The 26,487-nt window shown below is 71.6% G+C and carries 27 protein-coding genes and 1 tRNA gene; 16 read left to right on the top strand and 12 right to left on the bottom strand.

Going from position 1 to position 26,487, the window contains the following annotated elements; all coding sequences use genetic code 11:
* Positions 1-46: 46 nt before the first annotated feature.
* From SHK17_RS01240 to SHK17_RS01260, 5 genes are all read left to right on the top strand, one after another.
* Positions 47-433: a YbaB/EbfC family nucleoid-associated protein gene (locus tag SHK17_RS01240; RefSeq protein WP_172268876.1), complete on the top strand. Its 387-nt coding sequence runs from the start codon at positions 47-49 to the stop codon at positions 431-433.
* 10 nt (positions 434-443) lie between these two features.
* On the top strand, positions 444-1,040 hold the full coding sequence (gene recR, locus SHK17_RS01245) for a recombination mediator RecR (RefSeq protein ID WP_172268879.1): 597 nt from the start codon (positions 444-446) through the stop codon (positions 1,038-1,040).
* On the top strand, positions 1,037-1,615 hold the full coding sequence (locus SHK17_RS01250) for a DUF5063 domain-containing protein (protein WP_322920810.1): 579 nt from the start codon (positions 1,037-1,039) through the stop codon (positions 1,613-1,615). Before recR ends, SHK17_RS01250 begins: the two co-directional genes overlap by 4 nt.
* Positions 1,616-1,704: 89 nt before the next feature.
* A complete protein-coding gene (locus SHK17_RS01255) occupies positions 1,705-3,003 on the top strand; it encodes an aspartate kinase (RefSeq protein ID WP_322920811.1) in 1,299 nt (432 codons plus the stop codon).
* Positions 3,004-3,133: 130 nt separating this feature from the next.
* On the top strand, positions 3,134-4,174 hold the full coding sequence (locus SHK17_RS01260; RefSeq protein WP_322920812.1) for an aspartate-semialdehyde dehydrogenase: 1,041 nt from the start codon (positions 3,134-3,136) through the stop codon (positions 4,172-4,174).
* A 160-nt stretch (positions 4,175-4,334) separates the two neighbouring features.
* Here the strand turns inward: SHK17_RS01260 and SHK17_RS01265 are convergent.
* The 3 genes from SHK17_RS01265 to SHK17_RS01275 form a co-directional block, all read right to left on the bottom strand.
* Positions 4,335-4,408: transfer RNA gene (locus SHK17_RS01265), tRNA-Pro, on the bottom strand.
* Positions 4,409-4,526: 118 nt separating this feature from the next.
* Complete coding sequence (locus tag SHK17_RS01270) at positions 4,527-5,171, bottom strand: dihydrofolate reductase family protein (protein WP_322920813.1); 645 nt, start codon at positions 5,169-5,171, stop codon at positions 4,527-4,529.
* Between the two features lie 7 nt (positions 5,172-5,178).
* Complete coding sequence (locus SHK17_RS01275; RefSeq protein WP_322920814.1) at positions 5,179-6,117, bottom strand: metallophosphoesterase; 939 nt, start codon at positions 6,115-6,117, stop codon at positions 5,179-5,181.
* A 25-nt stretch (positions 6,118-6,142) separates the two neighbouring features.
* Here SHK17_RS01275 and SHK17_RS01280 point away from each other — a divergent pair, with 25 nt between their 5' ends.
* Positions 6,143-6,601 carry a GatB/YqeY domain-containing protein gene (locus SHK17_RS01280; RefSeq protein ID WP_172268899.1) on the top strand — a complete coding sequence of 153 codons (459 nt, stop codon included), beginning with the start codon at positions 6,143-6,145 and terminating at the stop codon, positions 6,599-6,601.
* A 29-nt stretch (positions 6,602-6,630) separates the two neighbouring features.
* On the opposite strand, the gene SHK17_RS01285 is transcribed toward SHK17_RS01280, so the two are convergent.
* The gene (locus SHK17_RS01285) at positions 6,631-8,994 is read right to left on the bottom strand and encodes a penicillin-binding protein (protein WP_322920815.1); all 2,364 of its coding nucleotides are present in this window, start codon (positions 8,992-8,994) and stop codon (positions 6,631-6,633) included.
* Between the two features lie 195 nt (positions 8,995-9,189).
* On the opposite strand from SHK17_RS01285, the gene SHK17_RS01290 reads away from it, so the two are divergent.
* Positions 9,190-9,477 carry a WhiB family transcriptional regulator gene (locus SHK17_RS01290; RefSeq protein WP_172268905.1) on the top strand — a complete coding sequence of 96 codons (288 nt, stop codon included), beginning with the start codon at positions 9,190-9,192 and terminating at the stop codon, positions 9,475-9,477.
* Positions 9,478-9,518: 41 nt separating this feature from the next.
* On the opposite strand, the gene SHK17_RS01295 is transcribed toward SHK17_RS01290, so the two are convergent.
* The 5 genes from SHK17_RS01295 to SHK17_RS01315 are packed head-to-tail and all read right to left on the bottom strand — an operon-like array spanning position 9,519 to position 14,843.
* On the bottom strand, positions 9,519-10,673 hold the full coding sequence (locus SHK17_RS01295) for an ArsA family ATPase (RefSeq protein ID WP_172268908.1): 1,155 nt from the start codon (positions 10,671-10,673) through the stop codon (positions 9,519-9,521).
* Complete coding sequence (locus SHK17_RS01300) at positions 10,670-11,704, bottom strand: ArsA-related P-loop ATPase (protein ID WP_322920816.1); 1,035 nt, start codon at positions 11,702-11,704, stop codon at positions 10,670-10,672. The genes SHK17_RS01295 and SHK17_RS01300 overlap by 4 nt, the downstream gene beginning before the upstream one ends.
* 24 nt (positions 11,705-11,728) lie before the next feature.
* Entirely contained in the window at positions 11,729-12,589 is an 861-nt protein-coding gene (locus SHK17_RS01305) for a carbohydrate ABC transporter permease (RefSeq protein WP_322425747.1), read from the bottom strand.
* Positions 12,586-13,578 carry a carbohydrate ABC transporter permease gene (locus SHK17_RS01310; RefSeq protein ID WP_322425746.1) on the bottom strand — a complete coding sequence of 331 codons (993 nt, stop codon included), beginning with the start codon at positions 13,576-13,578 and terminating at the stop codon, positions 12,586-12,588. Before SHK17_RS01310 ends, SHK17_RS01305 begins: the two co-directional genes overlap by 4 nt.
* Positions 13,575-14,843 (bottom strand): ABC transporter substrate-binding protein, encoded by a 1,269-nt coding sequence (locus SHK17_RS01315; RefSeq protein WP_322920817.1) that lies wholly within the window; start codon positions 14,841-14,843, stop codon positions 13,575-13,577. Before SHK17_RS01315 ends, SHK17_RS01310 begins: the two co-directional genes overlap by 4 nt.
* An 83-nt stretch (positions 14,844-14,926) precedes the next feature.
* On the opposite strand from SHK17_RS01315, the gene SHK17_RS01320 reads away from it, so the two are divergent.
* Together SHK17_RS01320 and SHK17_RS01325 are read left to right on the top strand one after the other, a co-directional pair.
* On the top strand, positions 14,927-15,760 hold the full coding sequence (locus tag SHK17_RS01320; protein ID WP_322920818.1) for a CoA transferase subunit A: 834 nt from the start codon (positions 14,927-14,929) through the stop codon (positions 15,758-15,760).
* A 1-nt stretch (position 15,761) separates the two neighbouring features.
* The gene (locus SHK17_RS01325; RefSeq protein ID WP_322425743.1) at positions 15,762-16,430 is read left to right on the top strand and encodes a 3-oxoacid CoA-transferase subunit B; all 669 of its coding nucleotides are present in this window, start codon (positions 15,762-15,764) and stop codon (positions 16,428-16,430) included.
* A gap of 148 nt (positions 16,431-16,578) precedes the next feature.
* Here the strand turns inward: SHK17_RS01325 and SHK17_RS01330 are convergent, their stop codons facing one another.
* Entirely contained in the window at positions 16,579-16,977 is a 399-nt protein-coding gene (locus SHK17_RS01330) for a VOC family protein (RefSeq protein WP_322425742.1), read from the bottom strand.
* A 157-nt stretch (positions 16,978-17,134) separates the two neighbouring features.
* Between SHK17_RS01330 and SHK17_RS01335 the strand changes: the two genes are divergently transcribed.
* The 6 genes from SHK17_RS01335 to SHK17_RS01360 all read left to right on the top strand — a co-directional run bounded on the left by SHK17_RS01335 (position 17,135) and on the right by SHK17_RS01360 (position 23,347).
* Positions 17,135-18,196: an LLM class flavin-dependent oxidoreductase gene (locus tag SHK17_RS01335; protein WP_322920819.1), complete on the top strand. Its 1,062-nt coding sequence runs from the start codon at positions 17,135-17,137 to the stop codon at positions 18,194-18,196.
* Between the two features lie 103 nt (positions 18,197-18,299).
* Positions 18,300-19,352 (top strand): ABC transporter substrate-binding protein, encoded by a 1,053-nt coding sequence (locus tag SHK17_RS01340; protein WP_172268932.1) that lies wholly within the window; start codon positions 18,300-18,302, stop codon positions 19,350-19,352.
* On the top strand, positions 19,349-20,191 hold the full coding sequence (locus tag SHK17_RS01345; RefSeq protein ID WP_322425739.1) for an ABC transporter permease: 843 nt from the start codon (positions 19,349-19,351) through the stop codon (positions 20,189-20,191). Before SHK17_RS01340 ends, SHK17_RS01345 begins: the two co-directional genes overlap by 4 nt.
* A complete protein-coding gene (locus SHK17_RS01350; protein ID WP_172268938.1) occupies positions 20,167-20,949 on the top strand; it encodes an ABC transporter ATP-binding protein in 783 nt (260 codons plus the stop codon). The genes SHK17_RS01345 and SHK17_RS01350 overlap by 25 nt, the downstream gene beginning before the upstream one ends.
* Positions 20,946-22,304, top strand: a complete 1,359-nt coding sequence (locus SHK17_RS01355; RefSeq protein ID WP_322920820.1) for an LLM class flavin-dependent oxidoreductase — start codon at positions 20,946-20,948, stop codon at positions 22,302-22,304. The genes SHK17_RS01350 and SHK17_RS01355 overlap by 4 nt, the downstream gene beginning before the upstream one ends.
* Positions 22,301-23,347, top strand: a complete 1,047-nt coding sequence (locus SHK17_RS01360; RefSeq protein ID WP_322920821.1) for an aldo/keto reductase — start codon at positions 22,301-22,303, stop codon at positions 23,345-23,347. Before SHK17_RS01355 ends, SHK17_RS01360 begins: the two co-directional genes overlap by 4 nt.
* A gap of 144 nt (positions 23,348-23,491) precedes the next feature.
* On the opposite strand, the gene SHK17_RS01365 is transcribed toward SHK17_RS01360, so the two are convergent.
* Positions 23,492-24,886, bottom strand: coding sequence for an MFS transporter (locus SHK17_RS01365; protein WP_322920822.1), 1,395 nt, complete (start codon positions 24,884-24,886; stop codon positions 23,492-23,494).
* 109 nt (positions 24,887-24,995) lie between these two features.
* On the opposite strand from SHK17_RS01365, the gene SHK17_RS01370 reads away from it, so the two are divergent.
* Entirely contained in the window at positions 24,996-26,030 is a 1,035-nt protein-coding gene (locus SHK17_RS01370) for an LLM class flavin-dependent oxidoreductase (RefSeq protein WP_322920823.1), read from the top strand.
* A 22-nt stretch (positions 26,031-26,052) separates the two neighbouring features.
* Here SHK17_RS01370 and SHK17_RS01375 read toward each other — a convergent pair whose 3' ends face one another.
* Positions 26,053-26,457 carry a low affinity iron permease family protein gene (locus SHK17_RS01375; RefSeq protein WP_172268950.1) on the bottom strand — a complete coding sequence of 135 codons (405 nt, stop codon included), beginning with the start codon at positions 26,455-26,457 and terminating at the stop codon, positions 26,053-26,055.
* Positions 26,458-26,487 lie beyond the last annotated feature (30 nt).

Consider the following 26,487-nt stretch of genomic DNA (forward strand, 5'->3'; position numbering starts at 1 on the left):
CCCGCACCATCCCCGTCCGCGCACCCGATCCCCCGTGGGAGACCCGATGACCCAGAACCCGTTCGACGCCCTCGGCGGCGGCTTCGACATGAACGCCCTCCTCCAGCAGGCGCAGCAGATGCAGCAGCAGCTCGAGGAGGCCCAGGCCGCCCTCGCCCAGCAGACCGTCGAGGGCACCGTCGCCGGCGGCGCCGTCACGGTGACGGCCAACGGCGTCGGCGAGCTGGTGGGCGTCACGATCCGCTCCGGGGAATTCGACGGCACCGACCCCGACGACCTGTCGGACCTCTCCGACCTCATCGTGGCCGCCTACCGCGACGCGCGGGCCAAGTCCGAGGCGCTCGCCGGTGACTCCCTGGGCCCGCTGACCGACGGCCTCGGGGGCGGCGCGGGCGGCGGCGGCCTCGGCTTCCAGCCGCCCAGCCTGGGCTGAGGCGACGTCGTTGTACGAAGGTGTCGTCCAGGACCTGATCGACGAGCTCGGTCGGCTTCCCGGCGTCGGGCCCAAGAGCGCCCAGCGCATCGCGTTCCACCTGCTCCAGGCCGAGCCCGTCGACGTGCGCCGCCTCGCCGACGTCCTGATCGAGGTCAAGGCCAGGGTCAAGTTCTGCTCGACGTGCTTCAACGTCAGCGAGGACGAGCGGTGCCGGATCTGCCGTGACGAGCGCCGCGACCCCAGCGTGTTGTGCGTCGTGGAGGAGTACAAGGACGTCGTGGCCATCGAGCGCACCCGCGAGTTCCGCGGCCGCTACCACGTCCTCGGAGGGGCGATCTCGCCCATCGACGGCATCGGACCCGACCAGCTCCACGTCAAGGAGCTGATGCCGCGGCTCGCCGACGGCACCGTCACCGAGGTCATCCTCGCGACCGACCCCAACCTCGAGGGCGAGGCCACCGCGACCTATCTCACGCGACTGCTCCTCCCGATGGGGTTGCGCGTGACCCGCTTGGCGAGTGGACTGCCGGTGGGTGGTGACCTCGAGTACGCCGACGAGGTCACGCTCGGGCGGGCTTTCGCCGGAAGGAGATCAGCCGAATGAGCGTCGAGAAGATCAGGTTCGAGGAGCAGATCGCCGACTCGGTGACGAGCTTCCTGCTCGCGCTGCGCGCGATCGCCCGCGAGGGCAACGGCGCGGAGGCGGTCTCGCTGCTGCTCCTCGAGATCAGCCAGGTGCTGCTCGCCGGCGCGCGGCTCGGGGCGCAGACCGACTTCACGCCCCGCGAGGAGTTCCAGCCCGACGTCGGCCCGGAGGCCGACATCGACGAGCTGCGGCTGCGGCTCGCCGAGATGCTCGACAGCATCGATCCCTACACGTTCGTCTTCGACCCCTACGTCCCGGAGGTCGTCGAGAGCCGGCTCTCCGACGACCTCGCCTCGATCGCCATCGACCTCGAGAACGGCCTGCGCCACTACCGCGCCGGCGACGTCGACGAGGCCCTGTGGTGGTGGCAGTTCTCCTACGTCAACAGCTGGGGCAACCTCGCCGGGGCGGCGCTCAACGCACTGCTGACGGTCGTCGCGCACGACCGCTTCGACACCGACTTCGAGGCCAACGCCGAGGCCGTCGCGGTCGCCGATGAGATGCTCGAGGTCGAGCCGGGGACGCAGCCGTAGAATCGGGGTCGGCCTGCCGGCAACGGCGCCGCGGGCCCGCCATCCCGACGCGGCCCGAGAGCCGCACCCCGATCCCCGAGGACCACACCGTGGGCATTGTCGTGCAGAAGTACGGCGGCTCCTCGCTCGCCGACGCCGACGCCATCAAGCGCGTCGCCCGGCGCATCGTGGAGGTCAAGAAGTCCGGCCACGACGTCGTCGTCGCCGTCTCCGCCATGGGCGACACGACCGACGACCTGGTCGACCTCGCCACCGGCGTCTCGCCGCTGCCGCCGGCGCGCGAGATGGACATGCTGCTCACCGCCGGCGAGCGCATCGCCATGGCGCTGGTCGCGATGGCCATCAGCGACCTCGGGTTCACCGCCCGGTCGTTCACCGGCTCCCAGGCCGGCGTCATCACCGACTCGGTGCACGGCAAGGCCAAGATCATCGACGTCACGCCGGGCCGGATCACCCAGGCGATCGGCGAAGGCCACATCGTGATCGTCGCCGGGTTCCAGGGCGTGTCGGCGGACACCAAGGAGATCACCACGCTGGGTCGTGGCGGCACCGACACGACTGCCGTGGCCCTGGCAGCGGCGCTCGAGGCCGACGTGTGCGAGATCTACACCGACGTCGACGGCGTCTTCACCGCCGACCCGCGCATCGTGCCCAGCGCCCGCAAGCTCGACCACGTCTCCTACGAGGAGATGCTCGAGCTGGCCGCCTGCGGCGCCAAGATCCTGCACCTGCGATGCGTGGAGTACGGCCGCCGCTACGGCATCCCGATCCACGTCCGCTCGTCGTTCAGCCAGCTCGAGGGCACCCGGGTCGTCGACACGCCCGCGCGCCCCGACCAGTCCAGTGCACCCAGCGAGGAAGTCACCATGGAGCAGCCCATCATCGCCGGCGTCGCCCACGACCGCAGCGAGGCCAAGATCACCGTCGTCGGCGTGCCCGACAAGGTCGGCGAGGCGGCCCGCATCTTCGAGGCCCTCGCCGATGCGCAGATCAACCTCGACATGATCGTGCAGAACATCTCGGCCGCGGCGACCAGCCTCACCGACATCTCCTTCACCCTGCCGCGGACAGACGGCCAGATCGCGATGACCGCGCTGGCCCGCATCCAGGCCGAGGTCGGCTACGACAAGCTGCTCTACGACGACAAGATCGGCAAGGTCTCGCTCATCGGCGCCGGCATGCGCTCGCACCCCGGCATCACGTCGAAGTTCTTCGGCGCCCTCGCCTCGGCCGGCGTCAACATCGGCATGATCTCCACCTCCGAGATCCGGATCTCCGTCATCGTCGACGAGAACGCCGTCGACGACGCCGTCCGCGCCACCCACACGGCGTTCGACCTCGACGCCGACGAGGTCGAGGCCGTCGTCTACGGAGGGACCGGCCGATGAGCGCGCGCCGCATGGTCAACATCGGCATCGTCGGCGCCACCGGACAGCACACCCCACGCGGTTCTGTGCTCCTCCGCTTCGCTCCTCCGCCCACAACCGCGCGGGGACCCCGTGCCGAGATGGAGTCCTGATGGTTTCGCTGGGGATCGTCGGTGCCACCGGACAGGTGGGCGTCGCGATGCGGCAGATCCTGCTCGAGCGCGACTTCCCGGCCGACCAGGTCCGCTTCTTCGCCTCCTCGCGCTCCGCGGGCACCGTGCTGCCGTTCGGCGACCGCGACATCACCGTCGAGGACGCGGCGACCGCCGACCCCGCCGGTCTCGACATCGCGCTGTTCTCGGCCGGTGCGACGACCTCCCGGGCGCTGGTGCCGAGGTTCGTCGACGCCGGCGTGATCGTCGTCGACAACTCCTCCGCGTTCCGCAAGGACCCCGACATCCCGCTGGTCGTCTCGGAGGTCAACCCCGACGCGATGGCGCCGGTGATCGAGGCAAGGCGCGGCATCGTCGCCAACCCCAACTGCACGACGATGGCCGCGATGCCGGTGCTCAAGGCACTGCACGACGAGGCCGGGCTGAGCCGCCTGATCGTCTCCACCTACCAGGCCGTCTCGGGCTCGGGGGTCGCCGGTGTCGAGGAGCTCGCCCGCGGCGTCGAGGCGGCGGGCGACAAGGCCCGCGAGCTGGCCTACGACGGCTCCGCGATCACGTTCCCGGAGCCGGCGACCTACGTCGAGCCCATCGCCTACAACGTCCTTCCCCTCGCCGGGTCCATCGTCGACGACGGGTTGGGCGAGACCGACGAGGAGCAGAAGCTCCGCAACGAGTCCCGCAAGATCCTCGGCCTGCCCGACCTGCTCGTGTCCGGCATCTGCGTGCGCGTGCCGGTGTTCACCGGCCACTCGCTTGCGATCAACGCCGAGTTCGAGCGGGCGATCACGCCGCAGCGGGCCCGCGAGATCCTCGCCTCGACCCCCGGCGTGGAGCTCGACGACGTACCGACCCCGCTCAAGGCCGCCGGCAAGGACCCGTCCTACGTCGGACGCCTGCGGCAGGACCAGGGCGTGCCGGGCGACCGCGGGCTCGCGCTCTTCATCAGCAACGACAACCTGCGCAAGGGCGCCGCCCTCAACACGGTGCAGCTCGCCGAGCTCATCGCTGCCGCTCGCTGATCGGCGGACGCCGCTCCGGCGTACGCCCCTCTGCCGCAGGCAAGCGTCAGCCGGACCTGCACCCACGGGTGGGGCTTCGTATGACGCGGCGCGGGCCGAGGGCGGGGGGACGAACGACAGGAGCTCCCGGACCCGATCACGGGTCCGGGAGCTCCGGCTGTCGGGGTGACAGGATTTGAACCTGCGGCCTCGTCGTCCCGAACGACGCGCGCTACCAAGCTGCGCCACACCCCGCCGCCCGGGTCGATGGAACCGGCCCGGGCAACGCGGGCGAGCATACCGGAGCGGTCGAGGCGTCCCGAAATCGCCCCCGGCGGCGTGGACGCCGCGGGCTGGGACCGAGACGCTGACGTCAGGCGGACGTCGCCGCCCGGCGCGTCAGCGTCAGGTGGACCACGCCGCTCGGCGACGACACGGCCTCGACGTCGTAGGCGTCCTCCAGGGCCTCCAGGCCGTCCCACAGGCGCGTGCCGCGGCCCAGCACGATCGGCACCTGCACCAGGTGGAGGTGGTCGACCAGGCCGGCGGTGAGGAACTCCCTGATCGTGGTCGCGCCCCCGCCGAGGCGTACGTCGAGGTCGCCCGCCGCCTCGGTCGCGACGGCCAGCGCCTCGGCCGGGGAGGCGTCGAGGAAGTGGAAGGTGGTGCCGCCCTCCATCTCCAGCGCCGGGCGGGGCCGGTGCGTGAGGACGTACGTCGGTGTGTGGAACGGCGGGTTCGGACCCCACCAGCCGCGCCAGTCGGCGTCGTCCTGCCAGCCGGGGGGACCGAACTTGTTCGCGCCCATGATCTCGGCGCCGATGCCGATGCTGTGGCGCTCGGCGAACACGTCGTCGACCCCCGCCCCGCCCGTGGTCGGGTCCCAGAACCGCGTGGCCATCATCCACCCGTGCAGGCGCTGCCCGGCGTGGCCGAACGGCGTCTCGAGGCTCTGCGGCTCGCCCGCCCCGAAGCCGTCGAGCGAGATCGAGAAGTTGTGGACGCGCACGAGCGACATGGCTCTCCTAGGTGAGGGTCAGCAGGGTCGCCTCCGGCCGGCAGGCCACCCGGAAGCGGACGTAGGGGTTGGTGCCCAGCCCGGCCGAGACGTGGAGCCACGCCGAGCCGTCGTCGCCGGGGGACGAGTCGGCGGGGTGGCGGTGCAGGCCGCGGGCCCGGGCCGGCTCGAGGTCGCAGTTGGTGGTCAGCGCCCGGCCCCTCCCACCGAGGGCGGGCAGGCACACCTGGCCGCCGTGCGTGTGCCCGGCGATGATCGCGTCGTAGCCGTCCCGGGCGAGCTGGTCGAGGACGCGGAGGTACGGCGCGTGGGTGACCCCGAGCCGCACGTCGGCCGCCGGGTCGGCGGGCCCGGCGACCCGGTCGAGGTCGTCGTAGCCGAGGTGCGGGTCGTCCACGCCCGCGAACGCGATCGTGGTGCCGCCCACTGTGAGGGAACCGAACCCGTTGGTGAGGTCGAGCCAGCCGGCGGAGCCGAAGCGTTCCTTGAGCTCCGGCCACGGCAGCTGCGGCACCTGCGTGTTGCGCCTGCCGTCGTCGGGCAGGAGGTAGCGCAGCGGGTTGCGCATGCCGGGGGAGTAGTAGTCGTTGGACCCGAGGACGTAGACGCCGGGGACGTCGAGCAGGCCGCCCAGCGCGTCCGTGACGACCGGCACGGACCGCATGTGGGCGAGGTTGTCACCGGTGTTGACGACGAGGTCGGGACCCAGGTCGGCCAGGCCGCGCAGCCACTCCTGCTTGGCGCGCTGGTCGGGGGCCATGTGGATGTCGCTGAGGTGCAGCACCTTCAGCGGGGCGTGGCCGGGAGGCAGCAGCGGGACGCTCACCCGACGCAGGGTGTACTGCCGGGCCTCCCACGCGGCGTACGACGCGAGGCCGGCGCCCGCGGCCACCGCCAGCGTCGCTGCTCGGGCCACGCCGCGGCCCGGGCGGGGGAGGGAGACCATGCGGCAAGGCTGCCACAATGGCCGCATGAGTGCTCTGAAGGACCGTCTCCGCGCCGACCTCACCACCGCCATCAAGGCGCGTGACGAGCTGCGGTCCTCGACCCTGCGGATGGTGCTGACGTCCATCACCAACGCCGAGGTCGCCGGCAAGGAGGCGCGCGAGCTCACCGACGACGACGTCCTCGGCGTGCTGTCGACCGAGGCGAAGCGACGCCGGGAGGCTGCGACCGCCTTCGAGGAGGGCGGCCGCGCCGAGATGGCCGCCAAGGAGGCCGCCGAGGGCCGCGTGATCGCCGAGTACCTCCCGACCCCGCTCACCGAGGCCGAGATCGCCGACCTCGTCACCGCGGCCGTCGAGCAGACCGGCGCGGCCAGCGAGGGCATGCGCGCGATGGGCAAGGTGATGGGCGTGGTGACGCCTCAGGTCAAGGGTCGCGCCGACGGCGGCGCGGTCGCCGCGGAGGTACGCCGCCAGCTGGGCTGAGGCCGGCCCGCCGAGGTCGGGGCGGAGGGTCAGCCGCGGCCGCGACCGCGGCCCCTGCCGTTCCCGTTGCCGTTGCCGTTGCCGTCGCCGCCCTCGGTGGCGGGCGGCGGGACGTAGCCGGTGGAGCCGTAGATCGTCACGGTGTCACCGGTGCTGAGCGCCGTGCCGGCCTCGGGGGAGGTGGAGGCCACCAGTCCGGCCTCGACCTCCGAGTTGACCTGGCCGCCGTCGGCGACGGTGAAGCCGGCCGCCTCGAGCTGGGCCGTGGCCGCCTCGACCGCCTGGCCGGTCACGTCGGGGACGCTGGTCAGCACGCCGGCGATCTCGTCGCCGGGCGGGGCCTGGAAGTCCTCGTAGGGGAGGTTCGGCGACGCAGCGGCCATCGCGTCGCCCCAGATGGGTCCGGCGACGGTCGATCCGAAGGCCTCGCTGATGTAGGTGCCTCCGACGACCTGGCCGTTGAGGCTCACCCACTCGCCGAACTCGTTGGCGCCGGCGACCATCGCGGCCGTCGAGATGGTGGGCGTGTAGCCGGCGAACCACACCGACATGTTGTTCTGGTTCGTCCCGGTCTTGCCGGCCGACGGCTTGTCGATGGCGATGTTCTGGCCGAAGCCGCCGGGCTCCATCACGCCGCGCAGGATGTCGTTCACCGCGTCGGCGGTCGCACCCGGCATCACCTGCTCGCAGTCGGGGGCGAAGTCCTTGAGCACCTGGCCGGACGAGTCGAGCACCTGCGTGACCGGGCGCGGCTCGCAGTGCAGGCCGCGGGCGGCGAATGTGGCGTAGGCCTGGGCGATCTCGAGCGGGTTGCTGTCGGAGACACCGAGGATCCACGACGGCACCTTCTGGGCCAGCGGGACCTTCACGCCCATGTCGGCCGCGAGCCGCAGCGGCTCGCACATCCCGGTCTGGGTCTCGAGCTGGGCGAAGAAGGTGTTCACCGACTGCTGCGTGCCGGAGTAGAGGTCGAACGTGCCCGAGCCGGTGGAGTTGGAGACGTTCCAGCCCTCGCCGTCACCGGCGTAGGGGCCGTCGCAGTTCTCGAACGCCTCGTCGGGGATGTTCATCTCCTGCGGCGAGCTGATCGTGGTGCTCAGCGGGATGCCCTGGTTGATGGCCTCGGCGAGGACGAAGACCTTGAACGTCGACCCGGCCTGGAACCCGTTGGCGTCGCCGTACTTCTTCGGCACCACGTAGTTGAGGTAGGTCTCGCCGCCCTGCTTGTCCTTGCCCATCGGGCGCGACTGCGCGATCGCACGGACGTCGCCGGTGCCGGGCTCGACCATGGCGAGACCGCCGATGGCCTGGTCGGTCTGGAAGACGTGGCTCGAGACCGCGTCGTCGGCGCCCTTCTGCATGTCGAGGTTGATCGTGGTGTTGATCGTCAGCCCGCCGTTGTTGAGCGTGCGGCGACGCTCCTTGGGGGTGTCGCCGAGGACCGGGTCCTTCAGCAGCCAGTTGACGACGTAGTCGCAGAAGAACGGCGCCCGGGACTGCTGGCAGCCGTTGGGCGAGGTCTCGATCTTGAGCGTCTTGCCGATCGGCTTGCTGGAGAGCCGCTCGGCCTTCTTCTCGGTGAGGATGCCGAGCTGGGCCATCCGGTCGAGGACGACGTCGCGCCGGCTCTCGGCCCGCTCCGGGTTGTCGATCGGGTCGTAGCCGACCGGGTTCTTGACGAGCCCGGCGAGGGTCGCGGACTCGAGGAGGTTGAGGTCCTTGGCGTTCTTGGAGAAGAAGTGCCGCGCGGCCGACTGGACGCCGAAGGCGCCGTCGCCGAAGTAGGCGATGTTGAGGTAGCGCTCGAGGATCCAGTCCTTGGTGTGGTTCTTCTCGAAGGCGATCGCGTAGCGGAGCTCGCGAATCTTGCGCGCGTAGGTCTCCTCGGTCGCGGCCTTGCGCTCCTCGTCGGTCTCCGCCTGGTAGAGCAGCGTCTGCTTGACCATCTGCTGGGTGATCGACGACCCGCCCTGCACCGAGCCGCCGTTGGCCTGGTTGGTGATGAACGCGCGCAGCGTGCCCTTGAGGTCGAGCGCACCGTGGTCGTAGAAGCGGTAGTCCTCGATCGCGACGATCGCCTTGACCATCGGCCGCGAGATCGAGCTCAGCGGGACGTTGATCCGGTTCTGGTCGTAGAGCGAGGCGATCAGGTTGCCGTTGACGTCGTAGATCCGCGTCTTCTGCGACAGGTCCTTGGCCTCGATCGACTCCGGCAGGTTGACCATGCCCTTGCTGACGTCCTTCGCGGCCACGCCGACGAGGCCCGCGAACGGGATGGCGAGGCAGGCGGCGAGGACGCCCATGACGACCGCGACGGCACCCATCACGGCGAGGTGGGAGGCCACACGGCCGGCGTCGGGGCGTCCGTGGGGGCGCTGCGGGCGGGAAGACATGGTCACCAGAGTACGGGGCGAGGGCCTACCACCATCAATCATGCGTGCGCAGGCAGATAGTCACATCGGACTACTCGAATTGGACCACCTGGCCCTGCCGGGGCGACCGGCATTTCGTTTACTTTTCTACTCGAGTCGGGGATGGCCGCTATGGGGGCGGCCGACCAGCTCACACACACCGTGGGGATTTTGACTATGTGGGTCGAGGACTGGGCATCACGCGCCGCTTGCAAGGGCGACACGCCGGACGCGCTCTTCGTGCGCGGCGCCGAGCAGAACAAGGCCAAGCAGGTGTGCGCGGGCTGCCCCGTGCGGACCGAGTGCCTGGCCGAGGCTCTGGACAACCAGATCGAGTGGGGCGTCTGGGGCGGCATGACCGAGCGTGAGCGCCGTGCGCTGCTCCGCCGCCGTCCCGGCTCGTCGTGGCGCTCCATCCTGGAGACCGCGCGCACCAAGGTCGAGGCGCCCTCCGTCAACGCCTGAGCCGTCGACGCCTGCCGTCGCCGCTCGGTCCGTCGGCCCGGCTACGTCCGGGCGAGGCTGTCGCCGATCGCGCGCAGCCCGGCCAGGTCGTGGACGTCGCCGGCCATCGCCGGCACGACCGCCGTCGGCACCTGCGGGTAGGACGCGGCGAAGCGGTCGCGCAGGTGCTGCTCGCGCTCGATGATGCGGACGCGGTCGGCGTGCAGCTGGAGCAGCCCGGCCGTGAGCGAGGACGAGTCCTGGCTCCGCAGCCGGTCGGCGGCGGCGATCGCCTCCTCCGCCGAGAGCCCGGTGCTCAGCGACGGGACGGCGCGGTTGACCACCAGGCCGGCCAGCGGCATCTCGTCGTCGGTGAGCCGGTCCACGAAGTACGCCGCCTCGCGCAGCGCGTCGGGCTCGGGCGAGGCGACCACGAGGAACGCCGTCTCGTCGGCCTGCAGCAGCGCGAACGTCTTCTCCGCACGCTGGCGGAAGCCGCCGAACAGCGTGTCGAGCGCGGCGACGAACGTCTGCACGTCGCGCAGCAGGTGCCCGCCGAGGACCTTGGTCAGCGCGCCGGTGATCATCGAGAAGCCGGCGCTCATCAGCCGGGCGGGTCCCCGCGCCGGCGCCAGCAGCAGCCGGATGAGGCGTCCGTCGAGGAAGCTGGACAGCCGCTCGGGGGCATCGAGGAAGTCGAGCGCCGAGCGTGACGGCGGCGTGTCGACCACGATGAGGTCGTGCCGGCCGTCGGCGAGCGCCTGGCGGTGCAGCTGGCCCAGCTTCTCCATCGCCATGTACTCCTGGGTCCCGGCGAACGAGCTCGACAGGGCGACGTAGAACGGGTTCTCCAGGATCTGCCGGGCCTTCTCCGGGCTGGCCTGCGCCTCGACGACCTCGTCGAAGGTGCGCTTCATGTCGAGCATCATCGCGTCGAGCGACCCGCCCGCGGACGCGTCCACGGCGGGCACGGGCCGCGGGGTGTTGTCGAGCTGCTCGATCCCCATGGACTGCGCCAGCCGACGGGCCGGGTCGATCGTGAGGACGACGACCTTGCGCCCGCGCTCCGCGGCCCGCAGGGCAAGCGCTGCCGAGGTCGTGGTCTTGCCGACCCCACCGGACCCGCAGCACACGATGATCTCGGTGGAGCGGTCGTCGAGCAGGGCGTCGACGTCGAGGACGGGCGCCGTGTGCTGCGCCGTGCGAGTGGTGCTCATGCCATCCCCTGGTTGCGCAGCATCTGGGCCAGCTCGACGAGCGCGCCCCGGTCGATCCCCGAGGCGAGCCGGGGCAGCTCGTAGGTGGGCACGCCCTCGGCGAGCACGAGCTCGCGCTGCCCGTCCTCGAGGCGCCGGCGTACGGCGTGGTCGTGCGCCTCCTCGACCAGGGACCGCACCAGCTCCGCGTCGACGTCGACGTTGGCGCGCTTGAGGTCCGAGATCACCGCCGTCGGGTCGACCGCGTCGTCGCGCACCTGAGCCAGCGCACCCGCGCTGAGCGCCTGCGGGCGGACCAGGTTGACCACGACCCCGCCGACGGGCAGGCCCGCGGCCCGCAGCTCGGCGATGCCGTCGGACGTCTCCTGCACCGGCATCTCCTCCAGGATCGTCACCAGGTGCACGGCGGTGCGCGGGGAGCGCAGCAGCTCCATCACCTTGTCGGCCTGGGTCTTCACCGGGCCCACCTTGGCGAGGCCAGCGACCTCGGAGTTCACCCCGAGGAACTGTGAGATCCGGCCGGTCGGCGGGGCGTCGAGGACGACCGCGTCGTACGTGAGCACGCCGGTGTTGCGGCCCTTCTCCGGCCGACGCGGGCGCTGCACCGCCTCGTAGACCTTGCCGGTGAGGAGCACGTCGCGGACGCCGGGGGCGACGGTGGTCGCGAAGTCGATGACGCCGAACCGGTCGAGCGCCTTGCCCGCCCGGCCGAGCCGGTAGTACATCGCGAGGTACTCCAGCAGCGCCGACTCCGGGTCGATGTGCAGCGCGTGCACCTGGCCGGCACGTCCGGTCGCGTCGGGTGCGCCCTTGGAGATCCGGCGCTCCTCGTAGGGCAGCGGGTCGACGTCGAACATCCGGGCGATGCCCTGGCGTCCCTCGACCTCGCAGAGCAGGACGTTGCGGCCCGACGACGCCAGCGCCAGGGCGAGCGCCGCGGCCACGGTCGACTTGCCGGTCCCGCCCTTGCCGGTGACCACGTGGAGCGCCACGCGCGGCCAGTCGACGGTCCGGTCGGGGTGGGCGGTCACGGGTCGAGCGTAGCCATCGGGTGCCTACCCCTTGACGGCACCGGACAGGAAGCCCTGGGTCACCTGGCGCTGCATGGTCACGAAGAGGACCAGCACGGGCAGGATCGTGATGAGGGTGCCCGCGGCCAGGGGACCGATGTCGACCGAGCGCCCGCCGAGGAACAGGTAGAGCCCGGTGGTGAGGGGCCGGTACTCGCCGCTGGGGATGTAGAGCAGCGGCACGAGGAAGTTGTTCCAGTTCTGCAGGAACGTGAACACCGCGAGCGCGCCCACCGCCGAGGTGGTGAGCGGCAGCATGACCCGCAGGAAGATCTGCCACTCCGAGGCGCCGTCCATCCGGGCCGCCTGCTCGAGCTCGGTGGGCAGGTCGGAGTAGAACGCCCGCATGAAGAACGTGCCGAACGACAACCCGGTGCTGGCCAGGACGAGGTTGGTCCCCACCAGGCTGTCCAGCAGGCCCATCCCGCGCAGCTGGAAGTAGAGCGGGATCATGTAGGTGAAGAACGGGACCAGCAGCCCCACCACGACGAGGTAGAAGGCCAGGTCGCGTCCCGGGAACGGCAGCCGCGCGAAGGCGTACCCACCGAGGGTGGACAGCACGACGACCAGCGCGGTGCTCGGCACCGAGAGCAGGAAGCTGTTGAGGACGTAGCTGCTGAAGTCGCCGGTGGTCCACGCCGACTCGATGTTGGCCGTGGAGAACGACGTGAAGAGGCCGAACGGGTTGACCTTGACGTCGCCCGGCGTCTTGAGGGCCGTGGAGACGGTGAGCACGATCGGGAACAGCATGATCGCCGCGGTGATCCCGAGCACCAGGTGGCGGGCGCCCAGTCCGGCCCAGGCGCGCGAGGTGCGGGGACGGCCCTGGGGGACCCCGCGGCTCACGTGGCTCCCCCCTCGAGCGACGTCCGGCGCTGCAGCCGGTTGAGCCACACCGCGAACGGGATGGCCATGACGGTGATCAGCAGCGCGAGGGTCGTGCCGTAGCTGATGCGGTTGAGCTGGAACGCGCTGCTGTAGGCGTACGTGCCGAGCACCTCGGTGGCACCGGCCGGGCCGCCCCCGGTCATCACGAAGATGATGTCGAAGACGCTGAACCCGCCGAGCAGCGTGATGGTGAAGACCATCAGCAGCACCGGCATGATCTGCGGGAGGACGACGTGGCGCAGGCGCTGCGCGCCGTTGGCGCCGTCGAGCCGCGCCGCGTCGACGAGGTCCACGTCGACGTTGCGCAGCGCCGACAGGAAGATCACGAAGACGAAGCCCACCTGCGACCACACCGCCGTCGCGAGGACGGCGTACAGCGCGGTGTCGGGGTTGCCCAGCCAGCCGGTGGTGAAGGCGTCGAGGCCGACGGCCTCGAGGACGTTGTTGAGCCAGCCGCGCGACGGCGCGTAGATCCAGCCCCAGACCACGCCCACGGCCACCTGGGGCAGCACGAAGGGCACGAAGAAGACGGTGCGGTAGAACACGCTGCCCCGCCGCACCTGCGTCAGCAGCAGCGCGAGCCCGAGGCCGAGGAGCAGCGGCGCGAGGGTGCCGATGACGATCCAGATGACGTTGTTCCACAGTGCGTCGTAGACCTCGGGGTCGCCGAAGACCTCGGTGATGTTGGCGAGCCCGACGAACGGCGGCTGCGGGTTGATCCCGTTGAAGTCGACGAAGACGTAGTAGACGGCGCTGGCCATCGGCAGGAGCAGGAAGACGGCCACCATCGCCACCAGGGGCAGCACGAAGACGATGCCGAGCCGCCGCTGCGCGCGCCGGGTGGCCGGCGGGGCGACGTACGCGTAGGACGGGGCGCGCCGACCGCGACGGCGCGGTGCCGGTGCGGGAGGTGGCGCGACCGTCGCGGCGGGGGCCGGCCCGCTCACTGGTCCGCCGCGGCCGCCATGCCGCTGGCGGCGTCCTCCGGCGTGGTCTGGCCGGTCAGCACGCCCTGGAACCCGTCGTACATCGCCTCGTTGACGGCGTCGGAGACCAGCACGTCGATGTTCTGCCCGAACTCGCCGCTGCTGCCGAGCGTGGCGGTGTCCTCGAGGACCTGCGCGAAGAGCGGGGAGACGTCGAGGCCCTCGGTGTCGACGGGCACGGGCGGGATCGTGTGGAGGTTCTCCACCGTCCACTCGCCGTGCTCGGGGGAGGCGAGGAAGTCGACGAACTCGACCGCCGCCTCGGTCTTGGAGGTGCCGGCGGAGACGTAGGGGCCGGAGCCGAGGCCGCCGGTGAAGACACCGGGACCGTCGGGGGCCGGGAACGGGATGAAGCCGACCTCGAAGTCGACGTTGTCGTCGATCTCGCCGACCAGCCAGCTGCCGGTGGGGATCATCGCGGCCTCGCCGGAGTAGAACATCGAGATCGAGGTGTCGTAGTCGACCGACGTGGGGGACTCCGGGAGGAAGCCCTGCTCGTTGTAGTCACGCCACAGCTCGAAGGCCTGGGCCACCTCGGGGGAGTCCCACGACTCCTCGCCGGTGATGACGGCCTCCGCCGTCTCGGGGCCGGCGGTGCTGGACAGGGCCATGCTCAGCAGGTGGCCGCCCTCCCAGCCCTCCTTGTCGCCGACGGCCATGGGGATCGTGCCCGCCTCGGCGATCGCCTCGGAGGCGGCCTCGAGGTCCTCGAGGCTCTGCGGCTCGGACAGCCCGAGGTCGGCGAGGGCGTCCTTGTTGTAGAAGATCCCGATGGTCTCCATCTCGCCCGGCACGCCGTAGACCTTGCCGTCGAAGGTGACCCGGTCGCGGGCGAAGTCGTAGACCTCCCAGCCGCGGTCCTCGTACTCCTGGGTGAGGTCGTGCAGCAGGCCCGCCTCGGCGAGTGCTCCGCCGAAGCCCGGGCCCGATCCCCAGCTGAAGACGTCGGGGCCCTCGCCGGAGCGCAGCTGGGTCTGCAGGACCGTGCGCATGTTGTCGAGCGGCAGTGAGTTGACCTCCACCTCGATGCCCGACTCCTCGGTGAAGGTCGCGACGTGGTCCTTCAGGTCCTGGAGCGCCTCCGCGTCCTCCGGCTCCTCGATCAGCCAGGTGATCGACTGCGGGTCGCCGCCGTCGTCGGAGGACCCGCCGCCGGTGCCGGTGCACGCGGTCGTGACGAGCAGCACCGCCGCCGTGGGGAGTCCGAGGATGTGCGATCGGCGCATGTGGCGAACCCTTCGATAGCAAACAGAGGTTTCTGCCAGTACCCCGACGTGGCGGTCCTCACACGGCCGCTAGGGTGCCGGACATGGACAAAGTGGTCTCCTCGGCAGCCGAAGCGGTGGCCGACATCCCGGACGGCGCCCGCCTCGCGGTCGGCGGTTTCGGGCTGAGCGGCATCCCGTCGGTGCTCATCGACGCGATCCTCGAGGCGGGCACGACCGACCTCGAGGCGGTCTCCAACAACTGCGGCGTGGACGAGTGGGGCCTGGGTCGGCTCCTGTTCGCGAAGCGGATCCGGCGGATGATCTCCTCCTACGTGGGGGAGAACAAGGAGTTCGCCCGGCAGTACCTCTCCGGCGAGCTCGAGGTGGAGCTGACGCCCCAGGGCACGCTCGCCGAGCGGATGCGGGCCGGCGGCTCCGGGATCCCCGGCTTCTACACCGCGACCGGTGTCGGCACGCAGGTCGCCGAGGGCGGTCTGCCGTGGAAGTACGACACTGACGGCAACGTGGTCGTGGCCTCGCCGCCGAAGGGGACCAAGACCTTCTCGACCGCCGAGGGGGAGAAGGAGTACGTCCTCGAGGAGGCCATCGTGGCCGACTTCGGGCTCGTGCGGGCCTGGAAGGGCGATCGCCACGGCAACCTCGTCTACCGGCGGTCCTCGCGCAACTTCAACCCGCTCGCCGCGATGTGCGGCCGGGTGACGATCGCCGAGGTCGAGGAGCTCGTCGAGCCGGGCGAGCTCGACCCCGACGACGTCCACACCCCGGGTGTCTACGTGCAGCGCGTGGTCGCGCTGACCCCGGAGCAGGTGGCGGACAAGCGCATCGAGAAGGTCACCACGCGTCCGCGGCCCCAGCAGGGCGGCGACCCCGTGCAGGGTTCGGACGACGCGGCGAGCTTCGGACTGGGAGGCTGACATGGGCTGGACACGCGAGGAGATGGCCGCGCGGGCGGCCTCGGAGCTGCAGGACGGGTCCTACGTCAACCTCGGGATCGGGCTGCCGACGCTGGTGCCCAACTACGTCCCCGACGACGTCGAGCTGGTGCTGCAGTCGGAGAACGGCATCCTCGGCGTGGGGGCGTACCCCTTCGAGGGCGAGGAGGATCCCGACCTGATCAACGCGGGCAAGGAGACGGTGACGCTGCGCAAGGGCGCGTCGTTCTTCGACTCCGCGCAGTCGTTCGGGATGATCCGCGGCGGCAAGATCGACGCCGCGATCCTGGGCGCGATGCAGGTCTCCGCCGCCGGCGACATCGCCAACTGGATGATCCCCGGCAAGATGGTCAAGGGCATGGGCGGTGCGATGGACCTGGTCCACGGCGCCAAGCGGGTCATCGTGCTGATGGAGCACACCGCCAAGGACGGCTCGCTGAAGATCCTCGACGAGTGCGACCTGCCCTACACCGGCAAGCGGGTGGTGCAGCGGATCATCACCGACCTCGCCGTCATCGACGTGATCGACCCGGCGACCGGCGAGGTCGCGCCGTCGGGCACCTCCGGCGACCGGGTGCTCAGGCTCGTCGAGCTCGCGCCGGGGGTCACCGAGGACGAGGTGCGGGAGAAGACGCAGCCCGAGCTGGTGTGAGGGGTCGTCCTGCATGGCCGGGCGGTCCGCGTCCCGGCGGTCCCCGGATATCCGGTGACCGCCGGGGTTACAGGTAGAGATCTCGACCACCAAGCACGGAACTCGGGTGCGAAGCCCGCGCCCGGGGACCGATCCCGGCCCCCGCCGCCTACGCCTGGTAGCCGTCGCCCCCCGCGCCCGCCGACCAGTCGGGCAGCTGCTGGAGCGACCAGCCGTTGCCGTCGGGGTCGGTGAAGAAGACGAAGCGGCCCCACTGGAGCTCGTCGACCTCGCTCACCTCGATGCCGCGCTCCACCAGCTCGGCGCGTACGGCGTCCGCGTCGGCGACCACCATCTGGAGGTTGTCCAGCGACCCGGGCGCGAGCCGCGTCAGCCCCTTGCCGAAGGCGATCGAGCAGGCCGACCCGGGCGGCGTCATCTGCACGAACCGCACGTCGTCGCTGACCACCTGGTCGTGGTCGGCGCTGAAGCCGACCTTCTCGTAGAACTCCTTGGCCCGGTCGACGTCCGTCACGGGCACCATCACCAGCTCCAGTTTCATGTCCATGGATCGAGGCTAGGGCGCCATCAGGTCAGCCGTCGTCCGCATTCGGTCCCGTCTTCGGGCCCGGGTCGTCTCGGTCCCCGGCGCGCCGACGGCGGCGCAGCAAGCGGTGTGCTATCTCTAGTAATCCACTAGACAAAAGCAAGAAAGGTCGCGCTCCATGGAGTTCCTCTGGTACATCCCCAACCAGGTGGCGCCGGGCCACCGGCTGGACCCGGCGGTCGAGGGCCACAACAGCCTGCAGCGTCTCACCGCCCTCGCGCGGGCCGTCGAGGACCACGGGTGGGGAGGCGCGCTCATCGGGACCGGCTGGAAGCGTCCCGACACCTTCACCCTCGCCACGGCGCTCGCGGCCGGCACGACGACGTTCAACCCCCTGATCGCGATCCGCCCCGGCTACTGGGAGCCGGCCCACTTCGCGTCGTCGGCGGCCACCCTCGACCAGCTCAGCGGTGGCCGGGTCAAGGTCAACGTCGTCTCCGGGCCCGACCACCAGCCGCAGTACGGCGACGACGAGGGCGACCAGGCCCAGCGCTACGCCCGCACGCGGGAGTTCATGCGGCTCGTACGCCGGCTGTGGACCGAGGACGACGTCACGGTCGACGGTGCGTACTACCGCGCGACCGGCGCGACGCTCGAGCACAAGCCGGTCGCCCGGCCCGGTCGCCCGCACCCCCAGCTCTACTTCGGCGGCGCCTCGGAGGCCGCCCAGCGGACCGCGGCGGCCGAGGCGGACGTCCAGCTCTTCTGGGGCGAGCCGCTCGACGGCGTCGCCGCCCGCATCGACCACCTGCGCGCGCTGAGCGCCGAGCTCGACCGCGACCTGCCGCCGCTGGAGTACGGACTGCGGATCACCACGCTCGTGCGTGACACGACCGAGGAGGCCTGGGCGGACGCGGAGGCCAGGGTCGCCGCGATGGCCGAGGGCCAGCACGAGTGGACCGCCGACCCCGGGCGCCGGGTGGCCGTCGGCCAGCAGCGCCTGCTGGACCTCGCCCGGCAGGGCGACGTCCTCGACGACTGCCTCTACACCGCTCCGGGACGGGTCGGCGGCGGCGGTGCGGGGACGACCTGGCTGGTGGGCTCGCCGGACGACGTCGCCAAGGCGCTGCGGCGCTACGCCGACCTGGGCGTCACCCACTTCGTCCTCAGCGACACCCCGTACGAGCAGGAGATCGCCCGGGTCGGCGACTCGCTGCTGCCGCTGCTGCGCTCCGCCTGACACCCGCGCACCGGTGACAGGCAACTCGTCGCACCCAATAGTGCGGTTAGTCAAGTTAGTTACTGTACTTTTGAGTCCTCACCCCGAGAAGGAGAACCCCCTGATGCCACGCCGAGGGCCCAGCCGCCCCCTGATCCGTGCCGCCGTGCTGACCACCGTCGGCCTGATGACCCTGTCCGCCTGCGGTGGAGCAGAGGCCGGACCCAAGCTCGAGCTCAGCGCCGCGCTGCCCGACGCCCCCGCGGAGGACACCGTCCTCCGTGTCGGCGACCCCGCCACGCAGGTGGCCCTCGAGACGTCCGGCCTCATCGACGAGCTCGACGTCGACGTCGAGTGGGCCAACATCACCGGTGGCCCCAAGACGCTCGAGGCCTTCCGCGCCGACGCGATCGACATCGGCTCCGTCGCCGACATCCCGCCGCTCTTCGCCCACTGGACCGGCACCGACGTCCGCATCGTCGCCGCCCGCGAGACCGTTGACCCCGCCGAGCACCCGACGTACGAGCTGGGCGTCGCGCCCGGTGTCGACGTGACCTCGATCGAGGACCTCGCGGGCAAGAAGATCGCCTACAGCCCCGGCCAGGCGCAGGGTGCGCTCGTGCTCAACGTCCTGCGCGAGGCCGGGCTGACCCAGGACGACGTCGAGTTCGTCGAGATGCAGAGCGTCGACGACGCCTTCTCCGTCGCCCTCGCCGGCAAGCAGGTCGACGTCGCGCCGCTCGGCCAGACGCTGGTCAAGACCTACCTCGCGAAGTACGAGCGCGACGGCGCCAGCACCATCGCCCCCGGGGTCCGCGACGACGCCTGGACCCTCTACGCGCCGACGACCGTCCTCGAGGACGCCGACAAGGCCGCCGCCATCAAGGAGTACGTCGGCCTCTGGGCGCAGGCCCAGCAGTGGATCTCCGACCACCCGGACGAGTTCGCCGAGGCCTACTACGTCGACCACGAGGGCCTCTCGCCCGAGGACGCGCAGTACGTCGTCGACGCGCTCGGTGAGTTCACCGTGCCGACCGACTGGGACGAGTTCATCGCCCGCCACCAGGAGACCGTCGACACCCTCGTGGAGGCGCAGGACCAGGAGCCGCTGGACGTGGAGACGCTCTACGACCGCCGGTTCGAGAAGGCCATCAAGGCCGCGGTGGAGGGGTCATGACGACCCTGACCGCCCCGTCCCGCCCGGTCGTCGCGGCCGGCACGGAGGACGTACGACCGGTGCGGCGCCGACTCAGCCCGGGCGCTTCCATCCGCTTCGGCGGCCTCATCGGCATCGCCCTGCTGCTCCTGGCGTGGGTGGTCGGGTCGGCCACCGGGCTGCTCGACCCGCGCACCCTGACCGAGCCGTGGACCGTCGTGGGCACCGCCGTCACGCTCATCGAGAACGGCCGCCTCCAGGAGAGCCTGGTGACGTCGGGCATCCGGGCCGCGCTCGGCCTCGGCCTCGGCGTCCTCGTCGGCGCGGTGCTGGCCCTCATCTCCGGGCTCTCCCGCTTCGGTGAGGTCCTCATCGACGGCCCCATCCAGGTCAAGCGCTCGATCCCGACGCTGGCGCTGATCCCGCTGCTCATCCTGTGGCTGGGCATCGGGGAGCCGATGAAGGTGATCACGATCGCCCTCGCGGTCTTCGTGCCGATCTACATCCACACCCACAACGGCCTGCGCTCGATCGAGGGCAGGTACGCCGAGCTCGCCGAGACCCTGGACGTGAGCCGCGCGGAGTTCATCCGCCACGTGGTCCTGCCCGGTGCGATGCCCGGCTTCCTCCTCGGCCTGCGGTTCGCGGTGACCTCGTCGCTGCTGGCCCTGGTCGTGGTCGAGGTCATCAACGCCACCAGCGGGATCGGCCACATGATCACGCTCGCGTCCAACTACGGGCAGACCGACATCATCGTCGTCGGCCTCGTCGTCTACGCGCTCCTCGGCGTCACCGCCGACAGCGCGGTCCGGCTCATCGAAAGGAAGGCACTGTCATGGCGTCGCACGCTCGCGAGCTGACCCCGGCCGTCCGGGTCCGCAACCTGCACCGCAGCTTCAACGAGGCCGGGGGCGTGCTCAACGGCCTCGACCTCGACATCGCCCCCGGCGAGTTCGTGGCCCTCCTCGGGCGCAGCGGCTCCGGCAAGAGCACGCTGCTGCGCTCGCTGGCGGGGCTCGACCGGGGCGTCGCCGGCACCGGCCGGATCGAGGTGCCGGAGAAGGTCTCGGTCGTCTTCCAGGACTCCCGGCTGCTGCCGTGGAAGCGCCTGGTCGACAACGTCACCCTCGGCCTCCGGGTCCCTGACGCCGCCGAGCGCGGCTCCGTCGCGCTCGCCGAGGTGGGCCTCGCCGGCCGCGAGACGGCCTGGCCGCACGAGCTGTCCGGCGGCGAGCAGCAGCGTGCCTCGCTGGCCCGCTCGCTGGTCCGCGAGCCGCAGCTGCTGCTGGCCGACGAGCCGTTCGGCGCCCTCGACGCGCTCACCCGCATCCGGATGCACACCCTGCTCCGCAAGCTCTGCGAGGTGCACCAGCCGGCCGTGCTGCTGGTCACCCACGACGTCGACGAGGCGATCGTGCTGGCCGACCGGGTGATCGTGCTCGACGACGGCGTGGTGCGCCACGACGCCCGGATCGACCTCGACGGCCGCCGCTCGCAGGCCGACCCCGCCTTCGCCCGGCTCCGGGCCCAGCTGCTGTCCGAGCTCGGGGTCGAGGACGACCACGACGCGCCCGGCCGGCCGGTGCGCGCCGACCTCGGCGAGAGGGCGGCCTCGTGACCGGCTCCGGCAAGCAGCTCGCCCTCAACCTGTTCATCTACCCCGACGGCCACCACGAAGCGGCCTGGCGCCACCCGGACAGCCAGACCGAGCGGATCCTGGACATCGACTACTACCAGGAGCTCGCGCAGAAGGCGGAGGCCGCGAAGTTCGACGCCGTCTTCTTCGCCGACGGCCCCTCGCTGGCGGAGAACATCAAGTACGCCGCCCGCTTCCGCCTGGAGCCGATCACCGTGATGACGGCGATCGTGGCGGCGACCGAGCGGATCGGCGTGATCGGCACGGCGTCGACGACGTACACCGAGCCCTACAACCTCGCGCGCCAGTTCGCCGCGCTCGACCACCTGAGCAAGGGCCGCGCTGGCTGGAACATCGTGACGACGGGCGCGGCCAACGCGGCGCTCAACTTCGGTCTGGACGCCCACCCGCTGCACCGCGACCGCTACGCCCGCGCCGAGGAGTACGTCGAGGTCATCACCAAGCTGTGGGACAGCTGGGAGGACGACGCGGTCGTCGCCGACCGGGAGAGCGGGCTCTTCGCCGACACCGACAAGATCCACACCGTCGACCACGTCGGCCGGTTCTTCCGGGTCAAGGGTCCGCTCAACGCACCGCGCTCGCCCCAGGGCCGGCCGGTCTACGTGCAGGCCGGGTCGTCGGAGGACGGCCGGTCCTTCGCCGCCCGCTGGGCGGAGGCCATCTTCACCGCGCACCAGACGCTCGGGTCGGCGCAGGAGTTCTACACCGACATCAAGTCCCGCGCCCGGGCACAGGGCCGTGACCCGCACGGCCTCAAGGTGCTGCCCGGCATCAGCCCGTTCATCGGCTCGACCGCGCGGGAGGCCGAGGAGCTGCACGAGCAGTTCAACGACCTCACGCAGCCGGAGTACTCGCTTGCCCAGCTGCACCGGCTCACCGGCGTCGACCTGTCGTCGTACGACCTCGACGGGCCGTTCCCGCGCGAGGTCATCGACGCGGACGTCGAGCGCAGCGAGGGCAGCCGCTTCCAGCTCGTGCTCGACATCGTCGACCGCGAGCAGCCGACCCTGCGCCAGCTCTGCCACCGGCTCGCCGGCGCGCGCGGGCACCGCGTCGTCACCGGCACGCCCGACCAGGTGGCCGACACCATCCAGGAGTGGGCCGAGCAGGGTGCGGCCGACGGCTTCAACGTCATGCCGCCGTGGCTGCCGGGGGGCATCGACGTCTTCATCGAGGAGGTGGTGCCGATCCTGCGCCGCCGCGGCCTGTTCCGCACGGAGTACACAGGAAGCACGCTGCGCGACCACCTCGGCCTCGAGCGGCCCGCCAGCCAGTACGCACCCCAGCCCGCCCCGATCCACCAGGAGACCGCATGACGTTCGAGCACTACCGTCCGCTGGGCCGCACCGGCGTCCAGGTCAGCCCGCTGACCCTCGGCGCGATGATGTTCGGCGCGTGGGGGAATCCCGACCACGACGAGTCCATCGCGATCATCCATCGCGCGCTCGACGCGGGCATCAACGTCATCGACACCGCCGACGTCTATGCCCGCGGCGAGTCCGAGGAGATCGTCGGCAAGGCGCTGCAGGCCCGCAGGGGCAGCCGGGACGACGTGGTCCTGGCGACGAAGTTCCACGGCAGCATGCACGACGAGGACCCCAACCGGGCCGGCAACTCGCGCCGCTGGATCGTCCGCGAGGTCGAGGACTCGCTGCGCCGGCTGCAGACCGACCACATCGACCTCTACCAGGTGCACCGGCCGCGGCCGGAGGTCGACATCGACGAGACGCTGGGCGCGCTGACCGACCTCGTCCGGCAGGGCAAGGTGCGCTACATCGGCACCTCCACGTTCCTGCCGTCCCAGGTCGTCGAGGCCCAGTGGGTGGCCGAGAAGCGCCAGCGCGAACGTCCCGTCACCGAGCAGCCGCCGTACTCGATCCTCGCGCGCGAGGTCGAGCGCGACATCCTCCCGACGGCGCAGAAGTACGGTCTCGGCGTGCTGCCGTGGAGCCCGCTCGCGGGTGGCTGGCTCTCGGGCCGCTATCGCCGTGGCGAGGAGCCGCAGCTCACCTCGAGCCGGCTCAAGCGCCAGCCGGCGCGCCACGACCCCAGCAGCCCGGAGAACCGGGTCAAGCTCGAGGCGGTCCACCAGCTGCAGGAGCTCGCCGACGAGGCCGGCCTGTCCATGATCCACCTCGCCCTCGGGTTCGTGCTCGCGCACCCGGCGGTGTCGTCGGCGATCATCGGGCCGCGCACGCTCGACCAGCTCGAGTCGCAGCTCGGCGTCGAGAAGGTGGTCCTGCCGGCCGACGTGCTCGACCGGATCGACGAGATCGTCCCGCCGGGGACCACGCTCAACGAGGCGGACCGGGGTTACGCACCGCCGGCCCTCGTGGAGGCGGCGCTCCGGCGCCGTTGAGGGGGGAGGCAGGGGGGTCACCGGGGTGGTGTCGCCGGGGTGGCGCTTCCGTCCTGGAGCCACCGGATATCCGGTGACTCCCCTGCCTACAGGTGGAGATCTCGACCTCGAAGCACGAAGCCCGGGTGCAAAGCCCCGCGCGGGTCAGGCGACCGGCGAGCCGGCCGGCTGGGCCGCCCGGATCGCCGCGAGGACCCCGAGGACGCCGATCGCGACCGCGAGGGCGTAGACCACCGGGAACGGGTCCTGGCCCGCGCGCTCGGCGGTCGCGTACGCGATGCCGCTGACCGACAGCGCCAGCGCGGCCCCGAGCGAGTCGGCCACCGTGAGCGCCGAGGAGTTGAAGCCGCGGTCCTCGTCGGTGGTGTCGGCGAGCATCGCGACACCGGTGCGGGGGTAGGCGAAGCCCATGCCGACGCTCGCGAGGACGTACGCCGCGACGGGCGCGGCCGCCGGCACCGCCGTACCTCCGGCTCGCAGCCAGACCAGCAGCGCGATGGCACCCACGCCGACCAGCACGACGCTCGTCCCGAACCGAAGGGCGGCGCCGTGCGAGACGCGCTCGCCGAGGCGCGACGACACCTGGCTCGAGGCCGCCCAGACGACGCCGACACAGGTGAGCGCGATGCCGGCCTGGCCGGGCGTGAGGTCCCAGCGCTCCTGGAGCACGTAGACGATGTAGGCCTCGGCGCAGAAGAACGACGCGGCGAGCAGGCCGCGGGTGGCGATGACCGACGGCAGCCCGCGCCCGCCCCTCAGCGTGCCCGGCGGCAGCAGCGGGCGGAGCCCGACGACGACGAGCACGAAGGCGCCCGCCGCGGCGACGAGCACCAGCCCCGTCCCCGAGCCGACGAGCTCGAGCGCCAGCACGGCGACGGCCGCGAGCACCGCCCAGCCCAGCCGGGCGAGCGGAGCCCTGGCCGGGTCCTCGGGCACCGGCTGCCGCCGGGCCGTGCCGGTGACCAGGGCCGCCGCGACGGCGACCAGCACGACGATGCCGAGGAAGACCCACCGCCACCCGACCGCGTGCGCCACGAACGCCGCGACGCCCGGCCCGAACAGCGCCGGCAGCACCCAGGCGGCCGCGAAGGAGGCGAAGACCGCCGGCTGCAGGCGGGCCGGGTAGACCAGGCCGACCAGGACGTACGCGACCACGACCATCGCGCCGCTGCCGAGGCCCTGCACGATCCGGCCCAGCACGAAGACCTCCATCGCCGGCGCCGTGCCGCACACCAGGAGCCCGAGCGAGAAGGTGACCAGGGAGACGAGCAGCGGCCGGAGCGGTCCGCGTCGGTCGGCCCACATCCCCGCGGCGACCATGCCGACGACGCCGCTCGCGAAGGGGGCGGCGAAGGACAGCGCGTAGTAGTCGAAGCCGTCGAGGGCCCGGGCGACCGTCGGCATGATCGTGGTGACCGCCATCGACTCGAAGGCCGCGAAGGCGATGAGGGAGAACAGGCCGATGGTCGTGGCGGCGTAGGCCGGCGCGAGCAGCCGCTCGCTGGACCGGTCGGTGCCGGCGGTCGTCTCGGTGCTCACGGGACGACGCTAGGACCTCGCGTGCACGTGAGGGCAATCGGACCGGCTGTGACGTCCGCCGGCGCCGCTGCCGCGGAATAAGAGGGGCGCCCGCGACGCTGGGTCGGCAGTGACTGCACTCTCCGTCCTCGACCTCGTGCCCGTCCGCAGCGACCAGACCACCGGCGACGCCGTGGCCGCCTCCCGCAGCCTGGCGCAGGTGGCCGACGAGCTCGGCTACCGCCGCTACTGGGTCGCTGAGCACCACAACATGCCGGCCGTCGCCGCGACCAACCCGCCCGTCGTGATCGCCATGCTCGCCTCGGCGACGTCGCGGATCCGGGTCGGCTCCGGCGGCGTGATGCTGCCCAACCACGCGCCGCTCGTGGTCGCCGAGCAGTTCGCCCTGCTCGAGGCCGCCTTCCCCGGCCGCATCGACCTCGGCATCGGCCGCGCGCCCGGCACCGACCCGCTCACCAGGTACGTCCTGCGCGGCGGCAGCGCCGAGTCGGCCGACGAGGCCGTGAGCAAGTTCCCGGAGTACGTCGAGGACATCCGCACGCTGATGTCGACCGACGGCGTGGAGCTCCAGGTCGGGCCGCGTCGCCAGCCGCTGCGCGCGACGCCGGCGGCCACGTCGGTCGCCGAGATGTGGCTGCTCGGGTCCTCGGACTACTCCGCCCGCCTCGCGGCGGAGAAGGGCCTGCCGTACGTCTTCGCGCACCACTTCTCCGGCGAGGGGACCGGCGTCGCGCTCGACCTCTACCGGTCGTCGTACCGGCCCTCCCCGGAGCACCCGGAGCCCCGCACCTTCCTCACCGTCAACGCCGTCGTCGCCGAGACCGAGGAGGAGGCGCGCCGCCAGGCGCTGCCCAACGTGCAGCAGATGATCGCACTCCGCACCGGCGCCCCGCTCCACCCGCAGCGGCTCGTCGAGGAGGCGGAGGCGGTCGAGATGACCCCGGACCAGCGCTCCGTCGGGCACGCGATGTCGGGGCGCTGGATCGTCGGCTCGGCCGAGCAGGCGCGGGCCCGGATCGAGGAGCTGGCGCAGGAGTACGGCGTCGACGAGGTGATGGTGCACCCGGTGGCCGGCGCCCACGATGGCACGGACCCGACGACGTCACCCAACCGGGAGACCACCCTGCGGCTGCTGGCCGGCTGAGCCGGACCGCGCCCCCTGGACGTCACAGCGAGTGGCGCTCCTCCAGGCCGACGGCCTCGCGCAGGTTGGTCACCGCCTCGTCGAGCCCGGGGTCGTCGGCGGCGCGTGACTCCATCAGCGCGGCGAGCGCCTCGGCCAGCACGTTGAGCTTCTCCTGCATGGCCTCGGTGTTGCGCCGGCCGGCGTTCTCGAGCAGCACCAGCAGGAGGAGCGAGAGCACCGCACCGAAGGTGTGGATCGCCAGCTCCCACTTGGTGGTCGACGTCCACAGCGGGTAGCTGAAGGCCCAGATCACCACGACCGCCACGCACACCGCGAAGAACGGCGCCCGGCTGATCAGCTTGGTCGAGATCTCCACGAACCTCTCGAAGGGGTCGAGCCCGTCGCTCTTCTCGCGGCTCTCGGCCGCATCAGTCCGCTGCTCCATGCCCGGAACCTAGTGCCACCGCGGGTCGGC

The organism is Nocardioides renjunii (genome assembly GCF_034661175.1).
Taxonomy (GTDB): domain Bacteria; phylum Actinomycetota; class Actinomycetes; order Propionibacteriales; family Nocardioidaceae; genus Nocardioides; species Nocardioides renjunii.